Annotated in this window: 25 protein-coding genes; 11 read left to right on the forward strand and 14 right to left on the reverse strand. The window is 46.3% G+C overall.

The genetic code is table 11. The features are described 5' to 3' along the window. Positions 1-381: 381 nt before the first annotated feature. Positions 382-1,299, forward strand: a complete 918-nt coding sequence (locus MKX74_RS14120; protein WP_341180580.1) for an AEC family transporter — start codon at positions 382-384, stop codon at positions 1,297-1,299. A gap of 179 nt (positions 1,300-1,478) precedes the next feature. Here the strand turns inward: MKX74_RS14120 and MKX74_RS14125 are convergent, their stop codons facing one another. The 5 genes from MKX74_RS14125 to MKX74_RS14145 all read right to left on the reverse strand — a co-directional run bounded on the left by MKX74_RS14125 (position 1,479) and on the right by MKX74_RS14145 (position 4,859). Then, the gene (locus MKX74_RS14125) at positions 1,479-1,841 is read right to left on the reverse strand and encodes a hypothetical protein (protein ID WP_341178844.1); all 363 of its coding nucleotides are present in this window, start codon (positions 1,839-1,841) and stop codon (positions 1,479-1,481) included. A gap of 21 nt (positions 1,842-1,862) precedes the next feature. After that, positions 1,863-2,633, reverse strand: coding sequence for a hypothetical protein (locus tag MKX74_RS14130; protein ID WP_341178845.1), 771 nt, complete (start codon positions 2,631-2,633; stop codon positions 1,863-1,865). Between the two features lie 217 nt (positions 2,634-2,850). Then, a complete protein-coding gene (locus MKX74_RS14135) occupies positions 2,851-3,006 on the reverse strand; it encodes an aspartyl-phosphate phosphatase Spo0E family protein (RefSeq protein ID WP_084165477.1) in 156 nt (51 codons plus the stop codon). Positions 3,007-3,276: 270 nt separating this feature from the next. Then, positions 3,277-3,783 carry a hypothetical protein gene (locus tag MKX74_RS14140; protein ID WP_341178846.1) on the reverse strand — a complete coding sequence of 169 codons (507 nt, stop codon included), beginning with the start codon at positions 3,781-3,783 and terminating at the stop codon, positions 3,277-3,279. A 590-nt stretch (positions 3,784-4,373) separates the two neighbouring features. After that, positions 4,374-4,859, reverse strand: coding sequence for a GNAT family N-acetyltransferase (locus tag MKX74_RS14145; protein ID WP_341178847.1), 486 nt, complete (start codon positions 4,857-4,859; stop codon positions 4,374-4,376). 63 nt (positions 4,860-4,922) lie between these two features. Between MKX74_RS14145 and xerS the strand changes: the two genes are divergently transcribed. Then, positions 4,923-6,005, forward strand: coding sequence for a tyrosine recombinase XerS (gene xerS / locus MKX74_RS14150; protein ID WP_341178848.1), 1,083 nt, complete (start codon positions 4,923-4,925; stop codon positions 6,003-6,005). Between the two features lie 23 nt (positions 6,006-6,028). On the opposite strand, the gene mobB is transcribed toward xerS, so the two are convergent. Both mobB and MKX74_RS14160 read right to left on the reverse strand, forming a co-directional pair. Then, positions 6,029-6,595 carry a molybdopterin-guanine dinucleotide biosynthesis protein B gene (gene mobB / locus MKX74_RS14155; RefSeq protein ID WP_341178849.1) on the reverse strand — a complete coding sequence of 189 codons (567 nt, stop codon included), beginning with the start codon at positions 6,593-6,595 and terminating at the stop codon, positions 6,029-6,031. Further along, positions 6,592-7,884, reverse strand: a complete 1,293-nt coding sequence (locus tag MKX74_RS14160; RefSeq protein WP_341178850.1) for a molybdopterin molybdotransferase MoeA — start codon at positions 7,882-7,884, stop codon at positions 6,592-6,594. Before MKX74_RS14160 ends, mobB begins: the two co-directional genes overlap by 4 nt. Before the next feature lie 308 nt (positions 7,885-8,192). Between MKX74_RS14160 and MKX74_RS14165 the strand changes: the two genes are divergently transcribed. Genes MKX74_RS14165 through MKX74_RS14195 form a run of 7 tightly spaced genes read left to right on the forward strand, consistent with a single transcriptional unit; the run spans position 8,193 to position 14,397 of the window. Continuing rightward, entirely contained in the window at positions 8,193-11,105 is a 2,913-nt protein-coding gene (locus MKX74_RS14165; protein WP_341178851.1) for a Na+/H+ antiporter subunit A, read from the forward strand. A 1-nt stretch (position 11,106) separates the two neighbouring features. Continuing rightward, a complete protein-coding gene (locus MKX74_RS14170; protein ID WP_341178852.1) occupies positions 11,107-11,445 on the forward strand; it encodes a Na(+)/H(+) antiporter subunit C in 339 nt (112 codons plus the stop codon). Then, positions 11,438-12,916 (forward strand): Na+/H+ antiporter subunit D, encoded by a 1,479-nt coding sequence (locus MKX74_RS14175; RefSeq protein WP_341178853.1) that lies wholly within the window; start codon positions 11,438-11,440, stop codon positions 12,914-12,916. Before MKX74_RS14170 ends, MKX74_RS14175 begins: the two co-directional genes overlap by 8 nt. A gap of 5 nt (positions 12,917-12,921) precedes the next feature. Then, positions 12,922-13,398 (forward strand): Na+/H+ antiporter subunit E, encoded by a 477-nt coding sequence (locus MKX74_RS14180; protein WP_025677139.1) that lies wholly within the window; start codon positions 12,922-12,924, stop codon positions 13,396-13,398. Beyond that, entirely contained in the window at positions 13,398-13,682 is a 285-nt protein-coding gene (locus tag MKX74_RS14185; RefSeq protein ID WP_341178854.1) for a Na(+)/H(+) antiporter subunit F1, read from the forward strand. The genes MKX74_RS14180 and MKX74_RS14185 overlap by 1 nt, the downstream gene beginning before the upstream one ends. Further along, positions 13,672-14,052 carry a monovalent cation/H(+) antiporter subunit G gene (gene mnhG / locus MKX74_RS14190; protein WP_018884334.1) on the forward strand — a complete coding sequence of 127 codons (381 nt, stop codon included), beginning with the start codon at positions 13,672-13,674 and terminating at the stop codon, positions 14,050-14,052. Before MKX74_RS14185 ends, mnhG begins: the two co-directional genes overlap by 11 nt. Positions 14,053-14,091: 39 nt before the next feature. Continuing rightward, a complete protein-coding gene (locus MKX74_RS14195; protein ID WP_341178855.1) occupies positions 14,092-14,397 on the forward strand; it encodes an HNH endonuclease in 306 nt (101 codons plus the stop codon). 111 nt (positions 14,398-14,508) lie between these two features. On the opposite strand, the gene MKX74_RS14200 is transcribed toward MKX74_RS14195, so the two are convergent. Together MKX74_RS14200 and MKX74_RS14205 are read right to left on the reverse strand one after the other, a co-directional pair. Beyond that, on the reverse strand, positions 14,509-14,913 hold the full coding sequence (locus MKX74_RS14200) for a DUF350 domain-containing protein (protein WP_018884332.1): 405 nt from the start codon (positions 14,911-14,913) through the stop codon (positions 14,509-14,511). Between the two features lie 168 nt (positions 14,914-15,081). Next, complete coding sequence (locus tag MKX74_RS14205; protein WP_341178856.1) at positions 15,082-15,750, reverse strand: PspA/IM30 family protein; 669 nt, start codon at positions 15,748-15,750, stop codon at positions 15,082-15,084. Positions 15,751-15,974: 224 nt separating this feature from the next. On the opposite strand from MKX74_RS14205, the gene MKX74_RS14210 reads away from it, so the two are divergent. Then, entirely contained in the window at positions 15,975-16,814 is an 840-nt protein-coding gene (locus MKX74_RS14210; protein ID WP_341178857.1) for a polysaccharide deacetylase family protein, read from the forward strand. Positions 16,815-16,973: 159 nt separating this feature from the next. On the opposite strand, the gene MKX74_RS14215 is transcribed toward MKX74_RS14210, so the two are convergent. From MKX74_RS14215 to MKX74_RS14225, 3 genes are all read right to left on the reverse strand, one after another. Beyond that, positions 16,974-17,621 carry a 3D domain-containing protein gene (locus tag MKX74_RS14215; protein WP_018884329.1) on the reverse strand — a complete coding sequence of 216 codons (648 nt, stop codon included), beginning with the start codon at positions 17,619-17,621 and terminating at the stop codon, positions 16,974-16,976. A gap of 359 nt (positions 17,622-17,980) precedes the next feature. After that, positions 17,981-18,703 carry an amino acid ABC transporter ATP-binding protein gene (locus MKX74_RS14220; protein WP_018884328.1) on the reverse strand — a complete coding sequence of 241 codons (723 nt, stop codon included), beginning with the start codon at positions 18,701-18,703 and terminating at the stop codon, positions 17,981-17,983. Continuing rightward, the gene (locus MKX74_RS14225) at positions 18,690-20,144 is read right to left on the reverse strand and encodes an ABC transporter substrate-binding protein/permease (protein WP_018884327.1); all 1,455 of its coding nucleotides are present in this window, start codon (positions 20,142-20,144) and stop codon (positions 18,690-18,692) included. The genes MKX74_RS14220 and MKX74_RS14225 overlap by 14 nt, the downstream gene beginning before the upstream one ends. Positions 20,145-20,276: 132 nt before the next feature. Between MKX74_RS14225 and MKX74_RS14230 the strand changes: the two genes are divergently transcribed. Further along, on the forward strand, positions 20,277-21,458 hold the full coding sequence (locus MKX74_RS14230) for a M20 family metallopeptidase (RefSeq protein ID WP_341178858.1): 1,182 nt from the start codon (positions 20,277-20,279) through the stop codon (positions 21,456-21,458). A 278-nt stretch (positions 21,459-21,736) separates the two neighbouring features. On the opposite strand, the gene glgA is transcribed toward MKX74_RS14230, so the two are convergent. Further along, positions 21,737-23,182 (reverse strand): glycogen synthase GlgA, encoded by a 1,446-nt coding sequence (glgA, locus tag MKX74_RS14235; protein ID WP_341178859.1) that lies wholly within the window; start codon positions 23,180-23,182, stop codon positions 21,737-21,739. A 34-nt stretch (positions 23,183-23,216) separates the two neighbouring features. Further along, positions 23,217-25,217, reverse strand: a complete 2,001-nt coding sequence (glgB, locus tag MKX74_RS14240; protein ID WP_341178860.1) for a 1,4-alpha-glucan branching protein GlgB — start codon at positions 25,215-25,217, stop codon at positions 23,217-23,219. Positions 25,218-25,399 lie beyond the last annotated feature (182 nt).

Genomic DNA, 25,399 nt, shown 5'->3' on the forward strand with positions numbered 1-25,399 from the left:
ATAGGCTGGGTTAGCACGGAATGTACAAGATTCGTTGTTTTTACTATTGTGAATTTTTCATATGATGAAATAAGAAAAATAGTAGCTATAAATGAACTTCATTCTGGCACAGTGTTAATTTCATATTGTTGCTGCATGTGTCTCAGCTCATCAAGGAACGCACGTTCCTATTCGTGCCTAATACGAACAAAATTACAGTTATCCAAAGCCTGCTTCTGTGCACATATTGATGCAATTTTGACTTTGTTCACATTTTTTATTATCGATTTCAGAAATTTGCTACCCGATGACTTTCACTTTTGCAGTATAATTTTTATCAGTGTCTATCTCGGGAGATCCTTGATTCGACGTAACTACTGGATGAAAGAAGTTGACTATGGCATGTTCCTATCTATTTTACTTGAAGTAGTGCTACCCATTTTCGTGCTGATCGGTTTTGGATGTATTATGCAGTATGCTTTCCGTCTAGATTTGTACACATTGGCGAAAATCAATTTTTACTATATAACTCCTGCCATCGTATTTGTCAGTCTTTATAGCTCGAATATTCCCTTCTCCCTGCTAGGGTCTGTAGCCCTGTTCTACGTCCTGTACGTCTTGATCCTGTATCTGATCAGTACCATCGTAGCACGCTCAATGAAATACAGTCCCGGGATGCGCGGTGCTTTTACCAATAGCGTCATGCTTGATAACTCCGGAAATTATGGGATTCCGATCAACGAGCTGGTCTTCAAGGGCGAGCCTGTCGCCGCTTCTGTCCAAGCCCTTGTCATGACCTTTCAAAGTTTCATCACCTTTACCTACGGTGCATTTGTCGTGCAGAACGGAAGCGCAAGCCCGCGTAAAATATTAATGAACTTTCTGAAAATGCCTGTCCCTTACGCTCTCGTGCTTGGTCTTGGTCTGAATTTGCTGCATGAGCCCCTACCTCCCTTGCTTATGGAGCCGCTGAACTATGTCAGTCGCTCGATGGTTGCTTTGGCTCTATTGACACTGGGGGCACAGATCGTGCAGTATCCTTTTCGCATGAAGCGGTTTTCCGTCTATCTCAGTATGGTGCTTCGCCTTCTTGTCGGACCGGCGGTGGGGTTTTCACTTGTGCTGCTGCTCGGACTCGAAGGTGTTCCTGCACAAGCGCTGCTGATTGCATCAGGCATGCCTACAGGTGTGAATACGGCTATCCTGGCTGAGGAGTACAAGAACGAGCCTGATTTTGCCGCGCAGACCGTCCTTTTGTCTACACTTGTGAATGTGATTACCATGACCGTGCTGATCACCTTCGCGCAGCAGCTTGGTTAAGCCGATAACTTACGGATGACTCAAGCTTGATGCACCATCATCAAGCACGCTGAGCCACTATTTATGATGGTAGGCAAAAATCCCCCAGCCACACGCGGTATTCGCGCTAACTGGGGGATTTTTGCATATAGTTATTTAAAGTTCACATGATCAAAGCAACTAGTTTCGTGCTCACAACTTTATTTTGGCCAAATCTGAATATCGTCTTGCTTACTTCCATTGCTCAAATAAATTCGATCTATTTGCCCATAATCATTATTCAAGGAAACATGAAATGATCCACTGGAATGGGGTCTTGGCAGCAAACTCCCTCGGATAGAAATAAATAAGGAATTTTCTTGCTGAAGGACCTTAGCATCTACAAAGTGATGAGCACTATCTAAAATATCACCTTGCAGAGTGATCGTTTTATTGGACACTGTAATTTCCCGAATACCGATACTACCGGGATTTAATGTTACTTTCCAAAACAAAATTACCACCGCCGCGATCACAATTATAAGTAGGAAGACGCCAATGAGAGTCATGCTCTTTTTATTCAAAGTGTGCCTCCTCATTAGGAATTAATTCCAAACATTACTTTTTACAGGTGCACTTGTTCCATTAGCATAGTATACTTTATAGTCTTGCGGAACCGCAACATCTATAGAGTAGGCTCCGTCTCTAATTGAAAACGCTAAATTTCTTGGAGTATTTGGAGACCCTGCACTGTACTTATTATCAGATACATAATTCCAAGCTCGCACGGCAAATGAAGAACAATTATTAGTATAGCTCCAAGAATCTCTATTAGTAATAAAATAGTTCAAATTATTCAGTTGTTCTTTAGTTAGCCACATATGAGTAGATACTCTTCCACCATAAGTATTAAAGCTTGCAATCATTTCCGACTCCAAATTGTACCATAACCCTTTATGTTCACTTTTATTTCCCCATGTTCCCAGGGATACTGTCTTTCCATCTGTTATTCCTGAAAGTCCCCCAATGGTCAAATTTGATCCACTTATATTTTTCACGGTTATGAACGAGTGTGTACCAAATGCCGAACTTCCATCGTCTCCAGAACTTCCTCGCGTGTTATTTGCGCCAACAGAAAACATTCTTAAAACAGCTACATATTCTTGAGTTGCCTGAACTGATAAATGTTCATATGTAGAGTCAATTACACTAACTGGTTCATCAAACAAATCATTCTCACTGAAAGTACTATTTTGTTGTTTTAACTCAGCTTGAGTAGTTAATGAATCAGCAAAAGCATAGTTAATATTACCAATAATTATCATAGCGAATAAAATAGGAACAAAAAATAGGGCCTTAAAAAAAACTGTCTTCATTGATTACCAACCTCCATTTAAATAATTCAATCTTCTGTTGTCTTCTAAACTATCAAAAATTAATATTTTTCAATAAAATCATATCCTCTCATTTAATACTGTATATATAAAATATTACAAAAAATACATTCTTTCTATCAACAGGAAACCATGCCATTTATGTGTCTAAAATAGTTTTTAGGGATAATAATTGATCCTAATTGTATTGAAAAAACGATCAACTTCCTTGATATTTGTTTATTAGGACATCCAACAACCTTGATTGCTGGATTACTTTGGGATGTGTTAGTGACACATTCTCTTTCTGGATTTTATACAGTTTCCTTCTGGCTCGTTCAATGCGAAGCAAAACACCTATTTTTGTTGTTGTCATTCTTCTCCCTCCTTATGTAATAATTTAGAATAAAAAGTAAAAAATCATATTTTCTTTTTTTTGACCGCTGATCAAAAAAAAAGAAAAAAACACTTTCAAAAAATTCAAAAGTGTTTTTGTGCAAAAGTATATTTATTATAGTTTTTAACGATAATTCCTCTTAGCCTCCACCATATATAAAACCTTGTACAGTAACAGTTTTAGATATTTCAGCTTGAATTGGAACTGAGTAAATTAAAGTAAAACTAGTACATAAACATATTAGTACGATTATCTTTTTTCATATTTATACACCTCTTTTATCGTATTTTGATAGTCATCCTCTACATCTTGATTTGCTTGTCCCCTGAAACTCTCAAATAGTCCTACACACTTAATAATACATGGTTTATTGTTAATCTCGTAAGATTTCTTTAGGCAAATTAATAGATAATTGAAACCTGTTTCAAGATTCCCTTTAATCAAATTATAATAAGCCATATCATTTAGAAATAAAACAAAATAATTGTGAAATCGTTCCCCTTCAGCGACACCTTCATAAAGAAGAATTGCAGTAGCATGTAGCTTTTTGGTTAATAATTTCTCTGCCGTATTAAACAATTTTGAGCAGTACATCAATTTCTCCATTGCTTGATTTACGATGCGTTGGATTGTATCTAATTTGTTGAGTTCTGCACATCTAAAGATTAAAGGCTCTACTCTTCGCCAATCCATCGCATCACCTATGATGTAACTATCTATGTAAGTTTCATAGAAATAACCTTCAGCAAGTTTCATACCTTTCGTGATAAGATCAAGCTGGCTTACAGCAATAGGACGTGATCTTTTGATCAGATTACTAAGGGTTCTAGGGTGAATACCGCAGCATTCGGAAAATTGTGCTATTGCCAGGACTCCACGCAAAAACCACCTCTCACACATAAATTCCAGAATATACCACTATAAACAAACTATATTCTAAAATTTTACAGCGGTCAATATCCATTTGAAGCTATGTTTCTTACTAGAACTATATTTCATTATGTGGCGAAGGAAAACACCTACAATAATGATAAGTTACTTACTAGAAACTAACCTTATGGTTACAATCTGTGAGCTAAACTACTGAACACACAATGCGACTCCTAGGTGAATTGCCTCTGTATGCCCGATATCCTGTTAGAAGATACCAGAAAATGAGCCGAGTTTTCAGCAGTTTACCCAAAGAATGAAAGGAGACATTGTTCATGTGACCGGAAAACTTGTTAAATGATTGTTAGTACAGCAACGATAATTAAAGTCAATGCACGACGCTTTCTCAAAATAAATCAGAAAAAGCAAACAAATACATTACCTAATTAATGATTCATATAATTAATCATTTTATTTCATGATGTGAAATACTGACTTGTACTCCCCTTCCACGGATGTGTTCGTTCCTTATAATCGCCTTCCGTGTAAGAATCAACGGTCTTACGCCAGAATAGCTGGGCCGGGACGTTACTCTTCACCTGTGTAACCTTCCATCTGCCTAGCATCATCCGGAACAGCTGATGTGCTGCATAAGTCCCGATGCCATCTCTGCGGAACGGACGAAGCACGAAGAACTCCGCCATATAAAAATCACACTCGGTGCTGTCCTCCATTTGATCGATAAGGGCAAAGCCAATAGGCACATCGTCTCTTCGGAAGACAAAAGGAAGCTTGGCATCCCCACTGGTCCAATATTCAGCCAAATCCGGATAAGGCGGGTAGCGCCCATCCTCAGCCAAAGGGATATTAAGAAATTCTGTGAAATCGTACAAATAAAACTGCATCAGATGCTTGATGATATGCTTCTGCTCATACGGGACACGCTCAATCCTCAAGTTCAATGTCGTCGCCTCCTGCAATGTGCTAAAATACAGTAGAATCCTAGAATATCTGAGGTGTATGAGATGAATGTCCAAAAGGAAATCGATCGGCAAAAGCTTGACGAGAAGCTTCCGTCCATGCCGTGGTATGTACAGCAGTTTGTCGACTATAAGCTGCCGGACCTGTCTCCCTCTACTCTGCTGGAGTATGTACGAGATTACGATATCTTCTTCAATTGGCTTCGCGCCGAAGGACTCTCCTCTGCAGATCGCAATAGTGGCGTAACGCTGGAGGAGCTGGAGAAGCTACATATGAATAGTATTACCAGCTATCGGCTTTTTCTGACAACGAAAAGAGAGGGAACGAATTCGCGAATTACCGTATCACGCAAGCTGTCCTCCCTGCGCTCCATGTTCCATTACTTAAGCCAGATCGCCGAGGATGAAGAGTTCTATCCACTACTGAAACGGAACATTATGGCCAAGGTAGAGATCAAGCGAATTCATAAGCCCAAGGACACCGCTGCCAAGCTGAAAGGCAAGCTGCTGGAGGAGGATGAGCTGCTGGAATTCATTACGTACATCCATGAGGGCTATGGACATGATGCTGCCGATAATAAGCAAGCTATGTATGCCTATAACCTGAATAAGGAACGGGATGCCTGTATTGCCAGCCTCATTCTGAATTCCGGGCTGCGGGTGTCCGAGGTTGTCAATCTGAATGTGGATGACCTGGACATGAACAACAAGCTGCTCTACGTCTATCGTAAAGGGAATAATGACGAGACCTTCAAGACTCCCGTCTATTTTCGTGGACAAGCAAGAGACGATCTGGCGGAATATCTGGAACTTCGTCATCAGCGCTATCGTCCTGTCAAGCGTGAGAAGGCTCTGTTTCTGGCCATTCCCAATGGTGCACAGGAAGGCAAACGAATGACAAAGCGCGCCATACAGGCCATGGTCATCAAGTATGCCAAACGCTATGGTAAGCCTTCCCTGACCGTACATAAGCTAAGACATTCGTTCGCAACCGACTATTATTTGCAAAATGATATCTACAAAACGAAGGAGCAGCTTGGCCATGCTTCAACAGAGACGACCGAGGTCTATGCTCATCTTACAGACAAGACTATGTCCGATGCTATTGAGCGTCGTGCTGATGCCTGAGGCCAGCTTTGTGCGTCTTCGAACTATTTTCCTTTGAGCTTATCCACAATCCAGTCAGCCGCCAGCTTGGGCTTGCTGTATTCATACAGCATTATGTCCGCAGCGCGGCTGCTGACCAGCTTCTGGCAGTCGGTTGCACATACAGCGCCAATCACTTGCATTAGCGAGTCAAGTAGTTCCAAATCCGTCTCCTGACGAATCATGACCAGCTTCGGGTAATCCGCTTGCTTGAACCCTTCAATAAAAATACAGTCATAGCGTCCACTCTTCGAGAAGACAGCAATCAACTCCTCCAGCGACGTTTCATATTCTTCTATAATTGCTGTCCGCTTCGCTGACGTAATTGCCACGCCCACCGCTCCAGCCTCACGAAGCTTGAAGGTGTCCGTACCTGGGTGGTCCATATCAAAGCTGTGGGCATCGTGCTTAATGACCGCAGAACGGATGCCCTGCTCATTAAGCTGGTGTATGAGCCCTGTCAGCCATGTAGTCTTGCCCGTATTCTTATACCCTGCGACCTGTAAGATGAAAGGCTCCGTCCGCTCCGGTCCCTCTCTCTTCAACTCGACATCCTCCCTTCGCTCGGTCATATGGACGCCTTCTCCAGCTTGAGAATCTGAATTCGTTCCCCTTCCAGCACCTCCGGCGTACCTGGAGGAATGACGATCAAACCATCGGCGTCCTTGATCGAGATCATGACACTAGACTCGTCAATTCGGGCTGGAGTTGCAATCACCTGACCGTCACGGAAGCTCAACGTTGCTCTTACGAAACGTGTGTAATTATTCATTCGGCGGTAGTCTGCACCCATATAGGCCGTCCATTCCGCCAGATAAGGCTCCTCCGCTCCTTGCATACCGCGAATAAATGGCCTTACCAATAGCTCACACCCGACGAAGCATGCTCCAGGATTACCGGAAAGGGCGAACAGCAGTTTATTCTCAATCACGGCAGTGGTGGTTACGCTACCAGGACGCATCGTGATTTTATTGAACAGAAGCTCCACTCCCTCCTGCCGGACAAGCTCACCCATAATATCGTAATCTCCGACGGACACTCCGCCACTCGTCACGACCATATCCACTTGCTCAAGTGCCTCGTGCAGCCGTTCACGGGCCAGCTCTACATCATCTGTGATTGCCTCCAGCAGACAAGGAATGCCTCCCGCATTGCGAATCTGTACGGCGAGCATATAAGTGTTGCTGTTACGAATTCGGCCAGGCTGAAGAGGTTCATCGAGCTGCAGCAATTCCGAGCCTGTCGAGAAAATTCCTACCCGTGGTTGACGATATACCGTAACCAGTCCGACTCCAAAGGTCGCCAGCACCGATATTTCTCCTGGACCCAGCTGTGCGCCCTTCTGGAGGAGTAGCTCGCCTTCCTTTAACTCATAACCGATCTCCGTTACATTCGCTCCCGGTTGAACCCGCTTCTTCAGTCCGACATAGACCTGTCCTGCTTCTTCCTTCAATCTAGTAGCTTCTAACATGACGACCGCATCAGCACCATCCGGTACCTGTGCCCCTGTCATGATACGCACCGCCGTCCCGGACTCCACCACCTTTTCTGATACGAATCCACAAGCAACCTCATCAATGACCTGCAGCCAAACATCTTGACCCTCGCTACCTCCGCATGGGGCCGTGTCTGAGCTAACGATCGCATAGCCGTCCATGCCCGAACGTCTGAAATTTGGGAAAGGGTGTGGTGCATATATAGACTCCGCCAGAAAGCGCCCTGCTGCCTCCGTGAGATGTACTTGCTCGCTTGCCCCAGGTAAAACACGCTGCATTACCAGCTGTTGCGCTTGTTCAACAGAGATAGCTTTGCGGTGGTACCGTTCTGTGGTGTAATCGTCTGAATGTAACCATTGATTCATACTTCTCACTCCATTCTTCTATGTACGCCTTTCCATTCATTCAGAATAACATATCTGCCAGAACAATAGGAGCGCATTAAGTAACATCCTGTGTCAGACTGGTTTTTCGAAACGAAATCCTCTCGTTACTCTGCCCTGCGTCGACACTATAATCTGCGGTTCGTATCCCTGTTACAGATCTGTAACAAGAATCCGATTCTGTACCAGCATTCTTTGGGTAAGAGTTAAGACAGTGTAAATTGTGTCCACTGCATTTGTTGTAAGCCTCATGCATGACTATTTTATCCACAAGGGGGCTCTGTATCTATATGTTGCACTTGATTGTTGCTATTCCTTTCTTTGCCGGTATTGTAGGCTTACTCGCGTATCGCTGGGTGCCCAAAGTACATACAGGCTGGTTCATTTTCCCGGCTCCATTACTACTCTTCCTTTATTTTATAAGCCAGATTCCCACAGTCCAGCAGCAGCTTTTCCCCCAATCCAATCTGCCATGGATTCCTTCGCTGGAGATCTACTTCACATTAGTACTCGATGGTCTGAGCATGCTGATGTCATTGCTAATCACAGGCATTGGTGCGCTAGTCGTGTGGTACTCCATCTTCTACATGGATCGGACCAAAAACCAGCTAGGTCCATTCTATCTATACCTCATGATGTTCATGGGAGCCATGCTGGGAATTGTCCTGTCTGACAATACAATCGTTCTCTATGGATTCTGGGAATTGACGAGCATTTCCTCCTTCTTGCTAATCGGCTATAAGCATGAATCGATTAAATCTGCAGCTGGTGCCCTTAAATCTCTCATGATTACCGTTCTCGGTGGCTTCTGTATGCTCGGAGGAATTATTCTGCTTCGAATTATGTCAGGAACCTTCAGCATTCGAGAAACCATAGCTGCATTGGGGCCAATCACAGAGCATTGGATGTTCATGCCAGCCATGATTCTGATATTGATCGGCGCCTTTAGTAAGTCTGCACAGTTCCCATTTCACATATGGCTACCTGATGCGATGGAGGCTCCTACCCCGGTAAGCGCCTATTTGCATTCCGCTACGATGGTCAAGGCAGGAATCTACTTGGTTGCCAGATTGACTCCTGTGTTCGCTGGGAACGCAGCTTGGTTCTGGACGATCTCGTCAGTTGGCTTAATAACACTATGCTATGGCGCTTTTTCAGCAATACGAAAAAATGATATGAAGGCTTTGCTGGCTTACTCTACCATCTCACAGCTAGGTCTGATTATGACTTTGTTTGGGCTGGGATCAGCAGCGTTATACAGAGGGACACATGAGCCTGTGCTCTATACGACAGCAACGCTTGCTGGCATCTTTCATTTGTTCAATCATGCATTATTCAAGGGTGCACTGTTCATGTCAGCAGGTATTGTGGACCATGCTACAGGCACCAGAGATATGCGCAAGCTGGGTGGGCTAATTACGATACTTCCGGCTACGTTTACCATAACGGTAATTGGCGGGCTGTCCATGGCCGGTATACCTCCGTTTAGCGGTTTTTTGAGCAAAGAGCAGTTCCTCAAGGCAACCTTTGACATGATGAGCTTTAATTTTTACGGCCTTGAGACCTGGGGAAATTTATTTCCTGTGCTGGCCTGGATTGGAAGTGTGTTCACCTTCATCTATTCCGTAGTCCTGCTAAGCAAACCTTTTCTTGGAGAGCCGCACTCTTACTTGACCTCAGGCAAGGTGAAGTCACCACCAATCGGGATGCTGATTCCACCTGCGATTCTGGTCATCCTCGTCATCGTGTTCGGTCTCTTCCCGAATGTGTTGTCCTACACGTTACTCGAGCCTGCCATGATCTCTGTACTCCCTTCCTCTCTTACGGAGGGTGAGCATATTAAGGTACACCTCTCGATGTGGCATGGCTGGACACCGGAGCTGTTCATGACTATCGGCGTCGTGCTCGTCGGAGCATTGCTATATTACACACGCCATCGCTGGTTCAGAGTATATGGCTTCTATCCACATCAGTTGTCCATTAATACTCTGCTCACTCAGTTCTTCAGACGGTCTGGCAACGCTGCACGCAGGCTCACTGAGCTCTATATGAACGGCTCTGTCCGCAATTATTTGGTGTACATTTTCTCCTTTAGTGTACTGCTGCTAGGTTACACGTTCTACCGAGCGAGCGTCATTCCATGGGACCAGACCAAGCTAGCTCCAATCCGTATCTACGAGTTACTGATTCTCGCTGGCCTGATTGCTGCCGCAATCTGCATCCCACTCGCGCGGGAACGATTATCCGCTGTTATTCTCACAGGGGCAGTCGGTTATCTCGTTACACTGTTCTTCGTCTTATTCCGGGCACCCGATCTGGCCTTGACTCAGATGATCGTAGAGACGATCTCCGTTGCCTTGATGCTGCTGTGCTTCTATCACCTGCCAGAGCTGCGCTCAGGCAAATCATCGAGATCTTATCGCACTGTGAATTTGATTATCGCCGTCTCTGTAGGAGTCATCATGACGTTGATTGCACTGGCTGCGACTAGGAGCGAAAATGTAGAATCCATATCTCGTTTTTTTACAGAGAACAGCTACAAGCTGGCAGGTGGAAAGAACATCGTTAATGTGCTGCTCGTAGACTTCCGCGGCTTTGATACATTGCTCGAAATTGCCGTGCTCGGTGTCGCCTCGCTGGCTATCTATGGCATGATCCATCTGAGTCTGGATGGCAAGGACCTCGGTGCACGCACCAAATTCCACAATCCGACCAGTGTTCAGGCCTTTGAGAAGCAAAGGGATCTGGAGCAGCACTCCTTGCTATGGAGTACCGTACCCCTGCGAAGCAATGATATCTTTTTGCAGACGCTCATGAAGATTGTAATCTTCATCGTCCTGACCTTCGCGCTGCACCTGTTCTTCGCAGGTCATCATGAGCCAGGCGGCGGATTCATTGGTGGCCTGGTTACGGCGGCCGCATTGATTCTGCTAGGCTTTGCCTTTAGGACAGAGACGATGCATCGTGTGATTCGCCTTGATTATCGTCAACTGACTGCTGTCGGGTTGTTGATTGCCGTGCTGACAGGCATGGGCTCCTTTCTGTTCCAGGCTCCATTCCTTAGCCATACCTTCGGTTATTTTGATCTGCCGCTGCTCGGAACGACGGAGCTTGCTACAGCATTGCTCTTCGATATAGGGGTGTATATGACTGTAATCGGTGTAACGATGACCATTATTACACAAATCGGGGAGGATCGTTGATATGGAAATCATCATGTGTCTTAGTGTCGGTATTTTATTTACCATTGCCGTATATTTGATTTTATCCCGCAGTCTGCTGCGGATCATTCTGGGAACATCCGCGCTGACTCATGCCGTACATCTACTTCTCATTACACTAGCTGGCTTGAAGAGCGGCTCCCCCCCTTTATTGGGCGAGAATGCAGACAGCTACGTGGACGCTCTTCCCCAAGCCTTAATCCTGACGTCCATCGTCATCAATTTTGGCTTGCTCGCATTTTATTTCGTGCTTAGCTATCGATCCTACCTCAAATTGAAAACCGACGATATGGAAGAAGTAAGGAAGCTTGGCCATGAATAATGCAGTGATTCTTCCGATCCTTGTCCCTCTGTTAACAGGCATTATACTCGTGCTGCTCTCTCGAAGTATTCACTGGCAACGGATGGTGAGTGGAACGTCTGTACTCATTAACGCGGCTACGGCTATGATCCTTCTCATTGAGACAGGTGGGCTTGGTATTCAGACCTTGAATCTGGGGGGCTGGAATGCTCCCTACGGTATCGTGCTCGTCGCTGATCGCCTGGCTGCTTTATTAGTCTTCACAGCAGCCCTGATCTCTGTATCTTGTATGTTCTATGCATTTCGCAGCATTAACCGACAACGTGAAGAGTACCATTTTTATGCGTTCTTTCATTTTTTGATGGCAGGTGTCAATGGCTCGTTCTTGACAGGGGACCTCTTCAATATGTTCGTCTGCTTCGAGCTGATGCTGATGTCTTCATACGCACTTATTGTCCTCGGAGGGACCTCACACCAGCTGCGGGAGACGCTAAAGTATGTACTTATCAATATTGTATCGTCCGCAATGTTCGTTGCAGCGATTGGTTTTCTCTATTCTATTACTGGAACCTTGAACCTCGCTCATCTGTCAGTCCGCGTGGCGGAGATCGGTCAAGATGGTATTCTGAGTGTCATCTCAGTACTGCTGCTGATTGTATTTAGCATCAAGGCCGGGCTGTTCCTGTTCTTCTGGTTGGCAGGCTCTTATGCGGCGCCCCCTTCTGTCGTGACCGCCTTGTTCGCAGGCCTGCTTACGAAGGTTGGACTGTATGCCATAATCCGGATTTTCACGCTAATCTTCTATCATGATCCAGACCTCACGCAGACGGTGATCGGCACGATGGCTGGCGCGACGATGATCCTGGGGGTCATTGGTGCAGTGTCGTACATGGATGTGAATAAGATTATGGTTTATAACGTAGTGGCAGGTGTTGGCTTCGTCGCGTACGGGATGGCCTCTTCCAGCAAAATCGCCTTGGAGGGTCTGCTGCTGTATCTATTTCACGACATGCTAATCAAGACATTATTGTTCCTGCTTGGCGGAGCCTTGATTGCAGCGGCAGGGACATCCAATCTTAACAAAATGGGCGGACTCATCAAATCCTACCCATTGCTGGGCTGGATGCTGTTCATTACAGCATTGGCTCTGGCAGGTGTTCCACCTTTGAGCGGCTTTCCAGGCAAGCTGATGCTATTCGAAGGTGGTCTAGAGGCTGGCTTGTACGGTCTAACGATCATTGCCATTGTGGCAAGTCTGCTGATGATGTACTCCATTATCAAAATTTTCATAAAAGCCTTCTGGGGTACTCCAGTCACGCAAAAAGAAATCACGTTGTATCCCGTACGCCCACTTCTCCTTTCTTCGATGCTGCTATTTGTACTGATCATATGTATTGGACCTGCTGCCGAATTCATCTACCCGTTCGTCTCTGAATCGGGTACTCTGTTGCTGAAGCCGGAGCTGTACATTAATGCCGTGTTAAAGGAGTAGATCTGATGGCCTTTCAAATTTTGCTTAATCTGATCATCGCGCTCATCTGGATGTTCCTCAGTGCGGAATGGACCGTCCTGCAGTTCCTGATCGGCTACCTGCTTGGTCTGATTCTGATTGCAGTGCTGCGCAGATTCTTTCCGCAAAGATTATATCTAATGAGGATTTGGGCGATCCTCAAGCTGCTCAGAGTACTGCTCGTCCAGCTCGTGCATGCCAGCTATACCGTCATCCGGCAGGTTATCAAGCCACAGCTGGATATTCGCCCAGGCGTCTTTATCTACAAAAGCCAGCTAAACACGGATTGGGAGCTAAGTCTATTGTATCTCATGATATCTCTTACACCAGGTTCATTGCTGCTTGAAGTCTCGCATAATAACCGCACGCTCTATATTCATGCCATGAACATTACGGATGAACACAGCATGGCTGAGGAAATTCGCAATACTTTTGAAAAAAGCATAATGGAGGTGACTCGCTGATGCTGCAGCCTATATTTCTGATCGCGGTGTTTCTATTATCGGTCTCAATCTGTGGTTGCTTGTATCGAGTGCTACGTGGGCCGTCCATGGCGGATAGAATTACCGCGTTAGATACCATTGGCATCAATCTCATCGCCGTGGTTACGGTCTTGTCCATGGCACAGCATACGCAGGCGTATCTTGATATTATTTTGCTGATTGGCATACTCGCCTTTCTGAGCACGGTAGCTTTTGCCCGTTATATTGAACGAGGGGTGGTGCTTGAGCGTGAGAATGATCGTTGAGACCGCAGGTGGGCTAATCGTTGGAGGACTGGTATTGATTGGAGCCATTGTGAGCATATTAAGCACCTTCGGACTTATTCGGCTGCCTGACGTATATCTACGGGCTCATGCCGCAACCAAAAGTACCACACTTGGCGTTCTATGTATTCTTACTGCAGCCTTTCTCTACTTCTGGATTTATGATCATTATGCAAGCGCCAGACTTTTATTGGGTATCGTATTCGTGTTCATCACGGCCCCATTGGCCGGTCATCTGAATGTACGTGCTGCGTATAGGACCGATGTTCCGTTATGGGAGCGCAGTGTGCAGGATGTGCTTGAGCCTGTGCTCAAGGGCCAGCGCAAGGAGGATGGTCGAGCTCACGACTAAAGTTGTATGTGTTCCTGTGCAGAGGAGGATAAATTGAATATGACGAAGGCACCAGACCAATGTGAGCTTTGCAGACGCACCCCGGTTGTGACTACCGTACACCATTTAACACCGCGGGAAGAAGGTGGCTCCTTCCTGCCTACTGTGGATCTGTGTGTTGCATGTCATCAGCATATTCATCATCTGTTCACGAATCGGCAACTGATCGAGCTCCAGCTCACCACCATAGAAGCTTTGCAATCCAATCTGCAGATGGCTTCCTTCCTCAAATGGATCCGCAAGCAACCAGCCAGCACCATTCCCAGATCACGGAAATCCGCAAATGTACGACAATCCCGAAAATGACAAAAAGAGCTGTCCTCCATACGCCGCTCTCACGTTGTGACAAATCCTTGGATTTGCTGCACGAAGGCTGCTTCCGAGTGACAGCTCTAGTGTTTTTTGTGCATTATACCGTCAGAAACAGGCCGCAATGATCAGGGCACCAACGATATACAAGGAGCCGTTGAACAAGCCATGCGCGATGTGACCACGTTGAGTGCCTTCATCAAGATCAAATTTAGCCCATTTTCGAAGAACGACTCGCACAGACCCCTCCAGTACGAAGAGCATGAGAAAAGCGAGCAAGGAATACAACAATGCCTCACTCAATTTGTTGGCAGTAGCCATGGAGGCGGACAGGATGTAGGCCTGTGCTCCCAACTTCATGACCAATCGAGTCGTTGCTGCTACGTTGCCGGCTTTGACCTCTTCAAAATCCTTATATTTCGTAAATAAGGAGTCTAGATACATGAATAAAAACAACAAAATTGCTCCTGCGACTGTCCAAGTGAACATCGCAATAATGGAGTGAAGATCCATATGTCCTACCATCCTTCATCTGTTACTCAAGCGCACATGCTGTCAGTACCGTTCAACGTAGTATAGAGTCATGCTTAACTAAGGGTACTTTGCAAAAACAGCAGACTGAAAAGCGAAGGAGAGTGGATTGTTCTCACCTTCGCCATTCGTCTCACGCTTTAGCAGCAATTATTTATTTTCATACTGCTTCATTAATGCAGCCAGCTCATCCTCAACCTCGCTATTCTTGGTCAAGGCTTCCATCTCATCATCCAGCGACTTGCCCTTGTCTGCTAGCTCGTTGCTTGCCTCAGCACGCGCTTCCATTTGGAGCATCTTCTCCTCCATACGCTTCATCCCAGAAGCAGCTGAATCCGTGCTGAATGTGCTCATGGATTTGTTGATTTCTGTCTGCGCTTTGGCAGCCTGATATCTGGCTACAAGTGTCTCGCGCTTGCTCTTCATTTCCTCTAGTTGCTTGCGCATCTCTGTCAGCTTGGCTCTCAATTGATCAGCTGACGCCTTGTTCTGCTCATAGCTGGCTTTGTATTCTGCTGCCTTATCCTCTGCTGTCTTCTTCTCTTCCAGCGCTAGGCGCGCTAGCTCCACGTTCTGTGCCTTGGCGGCGGTATGAGCCTGCTCCTCACGCTTCTGAGCAAGAGCTGTCTGCTCCTCGTACAGCTGCTTGAATTTCTTCTCGATGGCAATCTGGGCGGCAACCGCCTTTTCGGCATCCTCAAGGTCCTCACGCATATCACGGATGTATTGCTCTGTCATTTTGATTGGGTCCTCAGCTTTATCAATAACCGCATGAATGTTCGATAGTGTAAGATCTCTTAATCGCTTGAAGATAGACATTGCAGTTCCTCCTTTGATCTACCGATGATTTTATCAATACTTCTATATACGTCAGGAATACTCCAATCGTTTCAGCTTTTTTCCAATTACTTATATTTTAACTTAACCCAACATGTCATAGCAAATCATGTGGCATTTTCAAATGATGCTACTACATAATTTGACGGCATTTGGAAATACTAACACACTGATGCGCGAGAGAAACGAAAAAGGGGGCTAATCCCATGCCACTATGGGCCAATATTACATTAGCGGCACTGCTGCTCTCCAGCAGCTATCCGTCAGCTTACAGCCATGTCCAATCCGCTGCTACTGCATGTCTTTCTCCCCAGCCCGCAGAGAGTGACCAGACTGTTCAAAATGTACAGACCACCAGTACCAAGCCTCGCACACTTGGGGACTTGCGAAAAAAATATGCTGATACCTTCAAGATGAGCGGTCCTCAGTCGCAGACTCGTCAAATTGCATTAACCTTCGATGACGTTCCTGATCCACGTTACACGCCATATGTACTGGATGTTCTCAAGAAGCATAAGATCAAGGCAACGTTCTTCATTGTTGGAAGCCGCGCACGCAAACATCCTGATCTGGTCCGAAGAATTGTAAAGGAAGGACATGTCGTCGGCAACCATTCCTTCAATCATCCGAATTTTGCCAAGCTTAATTCGAGTCAGTTCAGCCAGCAAATCCTCAGATCCGAACGAATTATTCAAGGGATTACAGGCCTTCGCCCCAAGCTGATCCGGCCGCCTTATGGTGAGATTACAGAGCCCCAATTACGCTGGGCACGCAGCTCGCGGTATAAGATTGTGAACTGGAATGTCGATTCCATGGACTGGAAGGGCCTCAGTCCGCGCCAAATCAGAAATAACGTGGTGCCTCATACCGGGCCAGGCTCTATTATTCTCATGCATGCAGGTGGTGGAACTACAACTGATCTGCACGGAACCATTCGCGTGCTTCCGAGCATGATTAGCGAGCTGGAAGGTAAGGGCTACTCCTTCGTTACTCTTCCCGAGCTGCTACACGTGCCTGCCTCCTTACCGCTCAGCAAGAAGCAGTGAACAAGCTATTTCCAAACAAATAAAAGGATGTCCCAAGGCCAACCCATGGCTTGACGGGACATCCTTCAATCTATTCACTAATACGATTCAATGATTACGGATTATGTTCATGGTTGACAGTGACTACAGCTTTTCAAAAGCTAATCTTCAGCAAAGCTACTATTCAATAAAATACAGCTTTACATCCTGAAAACCAAACTGGCTGACCGAAGCCTTCGAGCCAGGTATGAAGATGTCGATCTTGTTGCCCTTAATGGCCCCGCCCATATCAAGTGCCTCCGCCACAAAGGCATTAGCAGGTAATCCAGGATGAGAGTGTCCTGTAACGAGTACCTTGGTTCCCATCGGAATCACCTTAGGATCCACGGCAATCGTGCCGATCTTCAGCGGATTACCGAAGTAATCCACAGGGCCCCACCCGCCATTCTCGTCAGCTGCTGCTGAGTAGGCTGTAGCCGTCACATTCAGCACCTTGGAGTAATTAAACGTTTTTCCCCACGCCTCCACTTGCTTGGCTGAGATCTTCGCAGCTTCCTTTATTGGAGTAGCAGAAATCGACTTGGCCTGCACTGCTGTATCCTCAGGTAGCTTAATGTTAAGTCCGTCATAGATATTGTTGGCTGGAATTTGCGGATTAGCCGCCATAAGCGCCTCCATGTTCACCCCATACTGACGCGCCAGCTTGAAGTATGTATCTCCATCTTTGGCCACATGTACACTTGCCGCATCTGCAGTCCCCGCAGCTACAGTCAGACCTACACCCAATACCAACAAGGTTGATTTCATCATCTTACCGAACGATTTCATATGTAAGTTATCCTCCTATGTATGACAGCATTACAAAATTTCTCACCTTTTACGATTCAGGATTATGGCTTTCAAGATTTGAATTATTAATCACCGCAACCTGCAATCGAAAAGGTTAAGATTTGTAAGCATATTATCACAAGTTTGTAACCTTTACTGCATGAAAATGTTGGTATATGCCGTTAACTTGGATTTGACGCGTGATATAGACATAATTAGGATGCTATTTCTCCAAATGATAAACAGCTCCGGCGGGTCCTTGAATGGACCTACCAGAGCTGTTCTTTCACCATACATATAGAGTTTAAAATTTGGCTGTTATGGTTCGAGATGTCGCTACAGTACTATTCGAAATGTAACTAGAGCACCTTCGCGAGGAAGTCGCGCGTACGCTCATTCTCTGGATTTCCGAATACCTTGCCAGGACTTCCTTCCTCAACAATCTGCCCGTTATCCATGAACAGAATCCGGTCTCCCACCTCACGTGCAAAGCCCATTTCGTGTGTGACGATGACCATCGTCATTCCGCGCTCAGCCAGCTTCTTCATAACGTCCAGTACCTCTCCGACCATCTCGGGGTCAAGCGCCGAGGTCGGCTCATCGAAGAGCATCATATGTGGCTGCATAGCCAGCGCACGCGCAATGGCGATACGTTGCTTCTGACCACCCGACAGCTGGTTCGGGTAGGCAACACGCTTATCGGACAGCCCTACTGTAGCCAAGAGCTCGTCCGCGATCTTTTCAGCCTCAGCTTGAGATTTTCCAAGCACCTGAACAGGCGCGATCGTCAGATTTTGCAGTACATTCATGTGCGGGAACAGATTAAAATGCTGAAATACCATTCCCATTTTCTCACGAGTCTTATTAATATCGTGGCCTTTGGCTGTAATCGGCTCGCCCTCGAACAGAATTTCACCTGCCGATGGCTCCTCCAGCAGATTCAGACAACGCAGAAAAGTACTTTTGCCCGAACCACTTGGTCCAATGACAACAACGACCTCGCCCTTCTTGATATGCACATCGAGTCCCTTCAGAATTTCATTCTGACCGAAGGACTTGCGTAATTGATTAACGGTTATCACTAGCTCTCAACTTCCTTTCCCACAATCCAAGCAGCTTGGAGAGTCCGAATGTCATGACAAAGTACAAGGCCGCGGCGATGATGAATGGACTCATCCCCTGGAAAGTAATGTTCTTAACAACAGAGGCCTGGTACATCAGATCCATCATGCCAATGAACGAGATGATTGAGGATTCCTTGATGATCGTGATGAACTCATTACCAATCGCAGGCAACACTGCCTTAAGGGCCTGCGGCAAAATAATGAATCTCATCGCTTTGCCTCTCTTCATCCCGAGGGAACGTGCCGCTTCCATCTGTCCACGGTCTACGCCTTGAATTCCTGCGCGGAACAATTCTGCCAGATAGGCGGAGCTATTGATGGATAGCGTAATGATGCCCGATTGCAATGGACTAAAGTTGATCCCGAAGGTCAAAGAGAATCCGTAATGCACAATCATGAGCTGCACCAGCATCGGCGTGCCTCTCAAAATCTCGACATACGTCGTTCCAATCCATTGCAGTACTCGAATACCTGACATGCGAATGAAACAGATGAATAGACCGATAATGAAGCCGAACAGCACACCAAGCGCTGACAGCAGCAACGTATATCCTACACCTGTGATATAGTAATTACGGTATTCCCAGAACACTTCAATGATGTTTGGAGACTTTGCCTGCGGACGATCCGCAGCAAGTGCGCTTGCCTCTTCAACCATACGCTCAATATCATTATTGGCCTTGAGTCTGTCTAATGTTCCATTAATGGAGTTCAGCAACTCGGTATTGCCCTTTTGGACACCAATGGCTGCCTGTACCTCTGGCACATCTGGTACTGCTGGCGCAAGTACGACCTCACTATCCAGATAACCGGCAGCTACCGTATCCTCCATAATGGCAGCTTCCACCCGATTCGTACGCAATTGGAGAATGATGTCTGAGATTTTGTCCAGAGAGGTCAGCTGTGCGTCTGGAATCCCCATACCAATCTCTTCTTGAATGGAGCCTTTTTGGACACCAATCTTGGCTCCACGCAAGCTATCCATTGTCGGGAATTTGGATTTATTCTCCGCCTTGACGACAATGACCTGGCGGGATTGATAGTAGTTGTCCGAGAAATCAATGCTGCGCTTACGTTCGTCCGTAGGAGTCATCCCCGAGATGACCATATCTACCCGTCCGCTTTGTAGAGCTGGCAGTAGCGCATCAAATCCGATATCTTCAATTACAAGCTCACGATCGAGATCCTTAGCAATCTCTTTCGCAATTTCAATGTCAAAGCCGACAATCTGGTCCTTGCCATCTATCGTTTTGTGGAACTCATAAGGTGCAAAATCAGCACTAGTTCCGAGAACCAGCTTCTGCTTCGTGGAATCCGCTGCATAAGCTGGTACCACTGCCAGGATCATCATGACAGCAGCGAGTACGATGGCCGCATAACGACAATATATTCTTTTCAAACTTTCCTTCTCTCCTTATTCCTGTATAATTAACATAACTGTGTCATTATAGATGAGAATGCATGATTATGCAAACGATTGTTTATCATTATGACCATGAAATATTTCAATGTTGTGAAAGGATGTAAGAAAATGAACACGAAGCAGCAAATTGAGAATACCATTAAGGAATATGGTTCCCGTTTCAAGGAAATTTCATTATATATTGGTGCACATCCGGAGCTGGGAAATGAGGAATTTTTAGCCTCAGCCAAACTCAAGGAGGAGCTGGACTTTCACGGATTTACGGTCGAAGCTCCGATACTTGGGATTTCTACATCATTTATAGCTACCTACAGAGCTACCAAGCCAGGACCGACCATTGCATTTCTCGCCGAATATGACGCTCTACCTGATCTTGGACATGCGTGTGGGCACCATTTGATCTGCATGATGAGTGTCGGTGCGGCTGTAGGTCTAAAATCCGTCATTGATGAAATTGGTGGAGAGATTCGAGTCTATGGCACCCCGGCAGAGGAGACCTGCGGAGCGAAGGTACCGATGTCGGAAGCAGGACTATTTGATGATTGCGATGTCGCTATGATGGTTCACCCGCTCTATCAATTCGAGACCTCAGGCCGATCCTTGGCGATCGATGCCGTTCAGTTTGAATTTTATGGAAAGGCCGCCCATGCTGCTGCAAGTCCTCACGAAGGCATCAATGCGCTTGATGCGGTCATTCAGACGTTCAATGGCGTGAATGCATTCAGACAGCATGTGACGAGCGATGTACGTATTCATGGAATTATTAACCACGGTGGCCAGGCTGCTAATATCGTACCCGATTATGCTTCCGCGCAATTCTATGTACGGGCAGCCACCCGGAAGCAGCTGAACAAGCTGACACAGCGGGTAATTCAGATCGCTGAAGGTGCAGCCCTGCAGACCGGGAGCCGCCTCGAGGTGTCTAACTATGAGCTATCGTATGACGAAATGCTGACCAATGAGGAGCTATCCACAGCGTTCAGTTCCAATTTGATAGAAGCTGGTGTTGATGCTGACCTGATTGTTAGCGGTGGTGATCATGGTTCCATGGACCTTGGCAATGTATCCTTACACTGTCCATCCATTCATCCTTATGTACAGGTTACGCTTGAGCGCCATATGCTGCATACTCCAGAATTCCGGGATCATGCGATGCAAGAGCTTGCTTTGGACCGTATGCTGTTAGCAGCCAAGACATTGGCTTGGACGGCTAACGATGTCATTACCAAGCCGGAGCTGCTGGCACGGATCAAGGAAGAGTTCACCCGTAACACGTCAGCACAAGCCTAGTGGTAAGCAAGTAAGGCAAGCACGCACGTAATATTCGAACAATTCAGCAGAACCTGACTGTTGAGCCCGATTATTGAGTTCATTTGTTGAACTTAACTGTTAAGGCAAATGTGTCTTAACTGGCTAGCCTCACCCACAGCTAACAAAAACACCTTCAATGCAGGATTGCCATCATGTCTTCCACTTACGACATGGCTGCAATCTCTAGCCTCGAAGGTGTTTTATTTTGTCCATTCTATATTAGCGGTTCTACACTCATATTTAATCTGGTCAAGATCCTAGCTGTCCTCTTCCATCAGTCGATTATAAATATCCAGATAGGCTGCAGCGGATACATTCCAGCTGTAATCCCCCTTGAATGCAGCTTGCGTCAAGCGTTGCCAATGCTCAGGCTGCTTATATAAATCAACCGCCCTGCGAATCGTATTCATCATATCGTGGGCATTGTAATGAGCGAAGCTGAATCCGTTCCCTTCCCCTGTAAATTCGTTATATGCCTGCACAGTATCATTCAAGCCACCGGTCTCTCGAACGATCGGAATGCTGCCGTAGCGCAATGCAAGCAATTGACTGATTCCGCATGGCTCGAACCGGGATGGCATCAAATACATGTCACTGGCGGCGTATATTTTACGTGAGAGAGACTCACTGAATTGAATTTGAGCAGCCATCTTCAATGGATAGCGCTCTGCTGCACTACGGAACCACCGTTCGTAAGCCGGATCCCCTGTGCCCAATACGACAAATTGAAAATCATCGTAATACATCATCTCATCCAGTACACGGGTGACCAGGCTAAGCCCCTTCATATCCACCAGGCGTGTAACCATCGCCAGCAAAGGAACATCTGGACGTACCGGGAGTCCTAGCTCCTGCTGCAGACCGATTTTGTTCTCCAACTTCTTGGCGAGGCTGGTACGATACTTGCTGTAAATATGTGCGTCAGTAGCCGGATTGTAGCTCTTCACATCAATACCATTCACAATCCCGCTCAATCGACCCTCATAACCAAGCTTACGAAGCAGTCCCTCAAGTCCATATCCATAATATTCGGTCTGGATCTCCTGTGCATAGGTCGGACTTACTGTCGTAACGTGGTCTGAGAATACCAGCCCTGCTTTCATGAAATTTAATCTTCCGTGATACTCCACACCCTCTGGCGTAAAATACTCCCCACTGATGTTTAACAGCTCGGTGAGCACCTCATATGGAAAATCACCTTGATACAGCAGGTTATGTATGGTGAATACAGTTCGGATGTCGCTATAGAAAGGAAGCTGACGATATTGATCCTTCAATAATAACGGGATCATTGCTGCATGCCAATCGTGACAATGCAGCACATCAGGCTTGGATTCAAGCAGCGGGAGCACCTCAAGGACAGCTCTGTTAAAGTATGCAAACCGCTCACCATCGTCCATATAGCCGTAGATTCCATCCCGGCCAAAGTAGTATTCATTATCTATAAAATACACCTGCACGCCCTCATGCGTCAGTAGATACACTCCGCAGTACTGATCACGCCAGCCTACCTGTACCTGCATGTTGCCCAGTGGCTTCATTTTACGAACATACTCTTCAGCAATCCCTTTATACTTGGGCATAATGATACTCACCTTGGCACCAGATGCCTGAAGAGCTTTGGGAAGAGCTCCGATCACATCAGCCAGACCGCCTGTCTTCATAAAAGGATGTACTTCAGCAGCAGCAAATACAATATTCATACGGATTCCTCCTTTGTTCGTCTCTATATTTTCATTAGTTCCCTTGGTTTTTTATTACATTTTTCTTTGCACTTTTCGTTACATCCGACCTTACATTCGTCTTGGGTATGGCAGCTTCTCTCTTCAGGATCACCATACTAAGCGGTCGAAGATGCAGCTCGAGACTATGCAGTTGCTTATGCCACGGAATACCTTCCGTTCGTAGTCCACCTGTATTCACTTCCCCGCTTCCACCATACTGCTTATCATCACTGTTCAGCAGCTCCTGATAGATGCCAGAACGCTCCATTCCAATGCGGAAGGCAGGGTAGTCGACTGCCCCAAAATTGATTACAACGTACAGATCATCCTTCTTCTTTTTCCCCTTGCGTATGAAGCTGATGACACTTTGCTCCTGATTATCCGCATCAATCCATTGATGCCCCTCCCAGGAATGATCTAGTTGCCAAAGGGCTGGCTCACGCAGATACAGCTGGTTTAGCTCCCTGCTGAAATGATGCATCTGGCGATGACTGTCGTAATCCAACAGGAACCAGTCAAGCGCGTCCTCATCCTTCCACTCAATGAACTGACCGAACTCCCCACCCATGAACAGCAGCTTTTTACCTGGAGAGGTCATCTGGTAGCCCAACAATAGACGAAGCCCCGCAAATTTCTGTTCATAGCTCCCTGGCATCTTGTCCAGCAGTGACTTCTTCCCATGCACCACCTCGTCATGCGACAGTGGAAGGGTAAAGTTCTCGGCATAGGCGTAGCAGATCGGAAATGTGAGTAAATGGTGAGCTTCCTGGCGCTGACTGAACTCTGTCTCTACATAATCAAGAGTGTCATTCATCCAGCCCATGTTCCATTTATAGTTGAAGCCCAGTCCTCCCTCATCGGTCGGGGCGGTAACCTTCGGCCAGGCGCTTGACTCCTCAGCCATCATGAGTGCATAAGGGTAATACCGGAACACCGTCTCATTCAACTGCTGCAGAAACTGGATCGCATCCTCATTCTCAATACCTCCATGTGCATTTCGCCGATATTGTCCCTCTGCTTTCTCAAAATCAAGACGAATCATACTGGTCACCGCATCCACACGCAATCCGTCAATATGGTACACATCCATCCAGAACAATGCATTCGAGATCAGGAAGGAACGTACCTCTCCTTTACTGTAATCGAAGGACAGCGTCCCCCATCCAGGCTTCTCGGCCAATAGCGGATCGGCATATTCGAACAGCGGACTCCCATCAAAACGTCTTAGCCCATGAGCATCCTTCGCAAAATGAGCAGGTACCCAATCCATGATGACACCAATCCCAGCAACATGACACGTATCCACGAAATACATGAAGTCCTGCGGGGAGCCATAGCGCGAGGTTACTGCAAAATAACCTGTTAGCTGATAGCCCCAAGACAGGTCATAAGGATGCTCACTTAACGGCATAAGCTCAATATGCGTATACCCCATCTCTGTTACATACTCGACCAACTGATCTGCCATTTCCCTATATGTATAAAAAGTACCATCCGGCTTCTGCCGCCAGGTTCCCATATGGAGCTCATAGATATGAACTGGCTTGGCATATAATTCCCTACGTCTCCGCCTCCAGGAACCATCCCTCCACTTATAACCTTCCAGAGAGGCCACCACAGAAGCTGTAGCTGGTCGCAGCTCCGCACGCAGCGCATAGGGATCTGCCTTCAACATACGTTCACCATCAGCTGCGGTAATATCGTATTTGTAAAATGTTCCTTCCTGAATCCCAGGAAAAAACCGAGTCCATATGCCAGATTGGGGTATCTTATATAACGAATCCTGTTGACCGTTCCACTGGTTGAAATCGGCTGCCAGACCCACATGCTGCGCGTTCGGTGCCCATACAGTAAAACGCACGCCAGGCGTACCATTTTCTACGGTCATCCGAGCCCCCATGATTCGATGGCTTCCATAATGCGTGCCTTCATGAAATAAGTAAATGTCCTGCTGTGAGATTGAACCTGCACTGAACTCATCCGTGGATTTGTTGTGCCGACCTTGCTCTTCCAATCCATCACCTGCTTTACATATTTATATTTCCATCAGGTTCATTACCCCATTGTTACCAGTTTGAACAAAAAATGAACGAGTAAGCTTCAAATTTAATTATGCGGAAAAGGTGAAGATTTTGCCTAGATTCATAAATATTGATCGAAAATGTAACTATGATAAGTTCATTTTTTCCATTGAAT

The organism is Paenibacillus sp. FSL K6-1230 (assembly GCF_038002385.1).
Taxonomy (GTDB): Bacteria; Bacillota; Bacilli; order Paenibacillales; family Paenibacillaceae; genus Paenibacillus; species Paenibacillus massiliensis.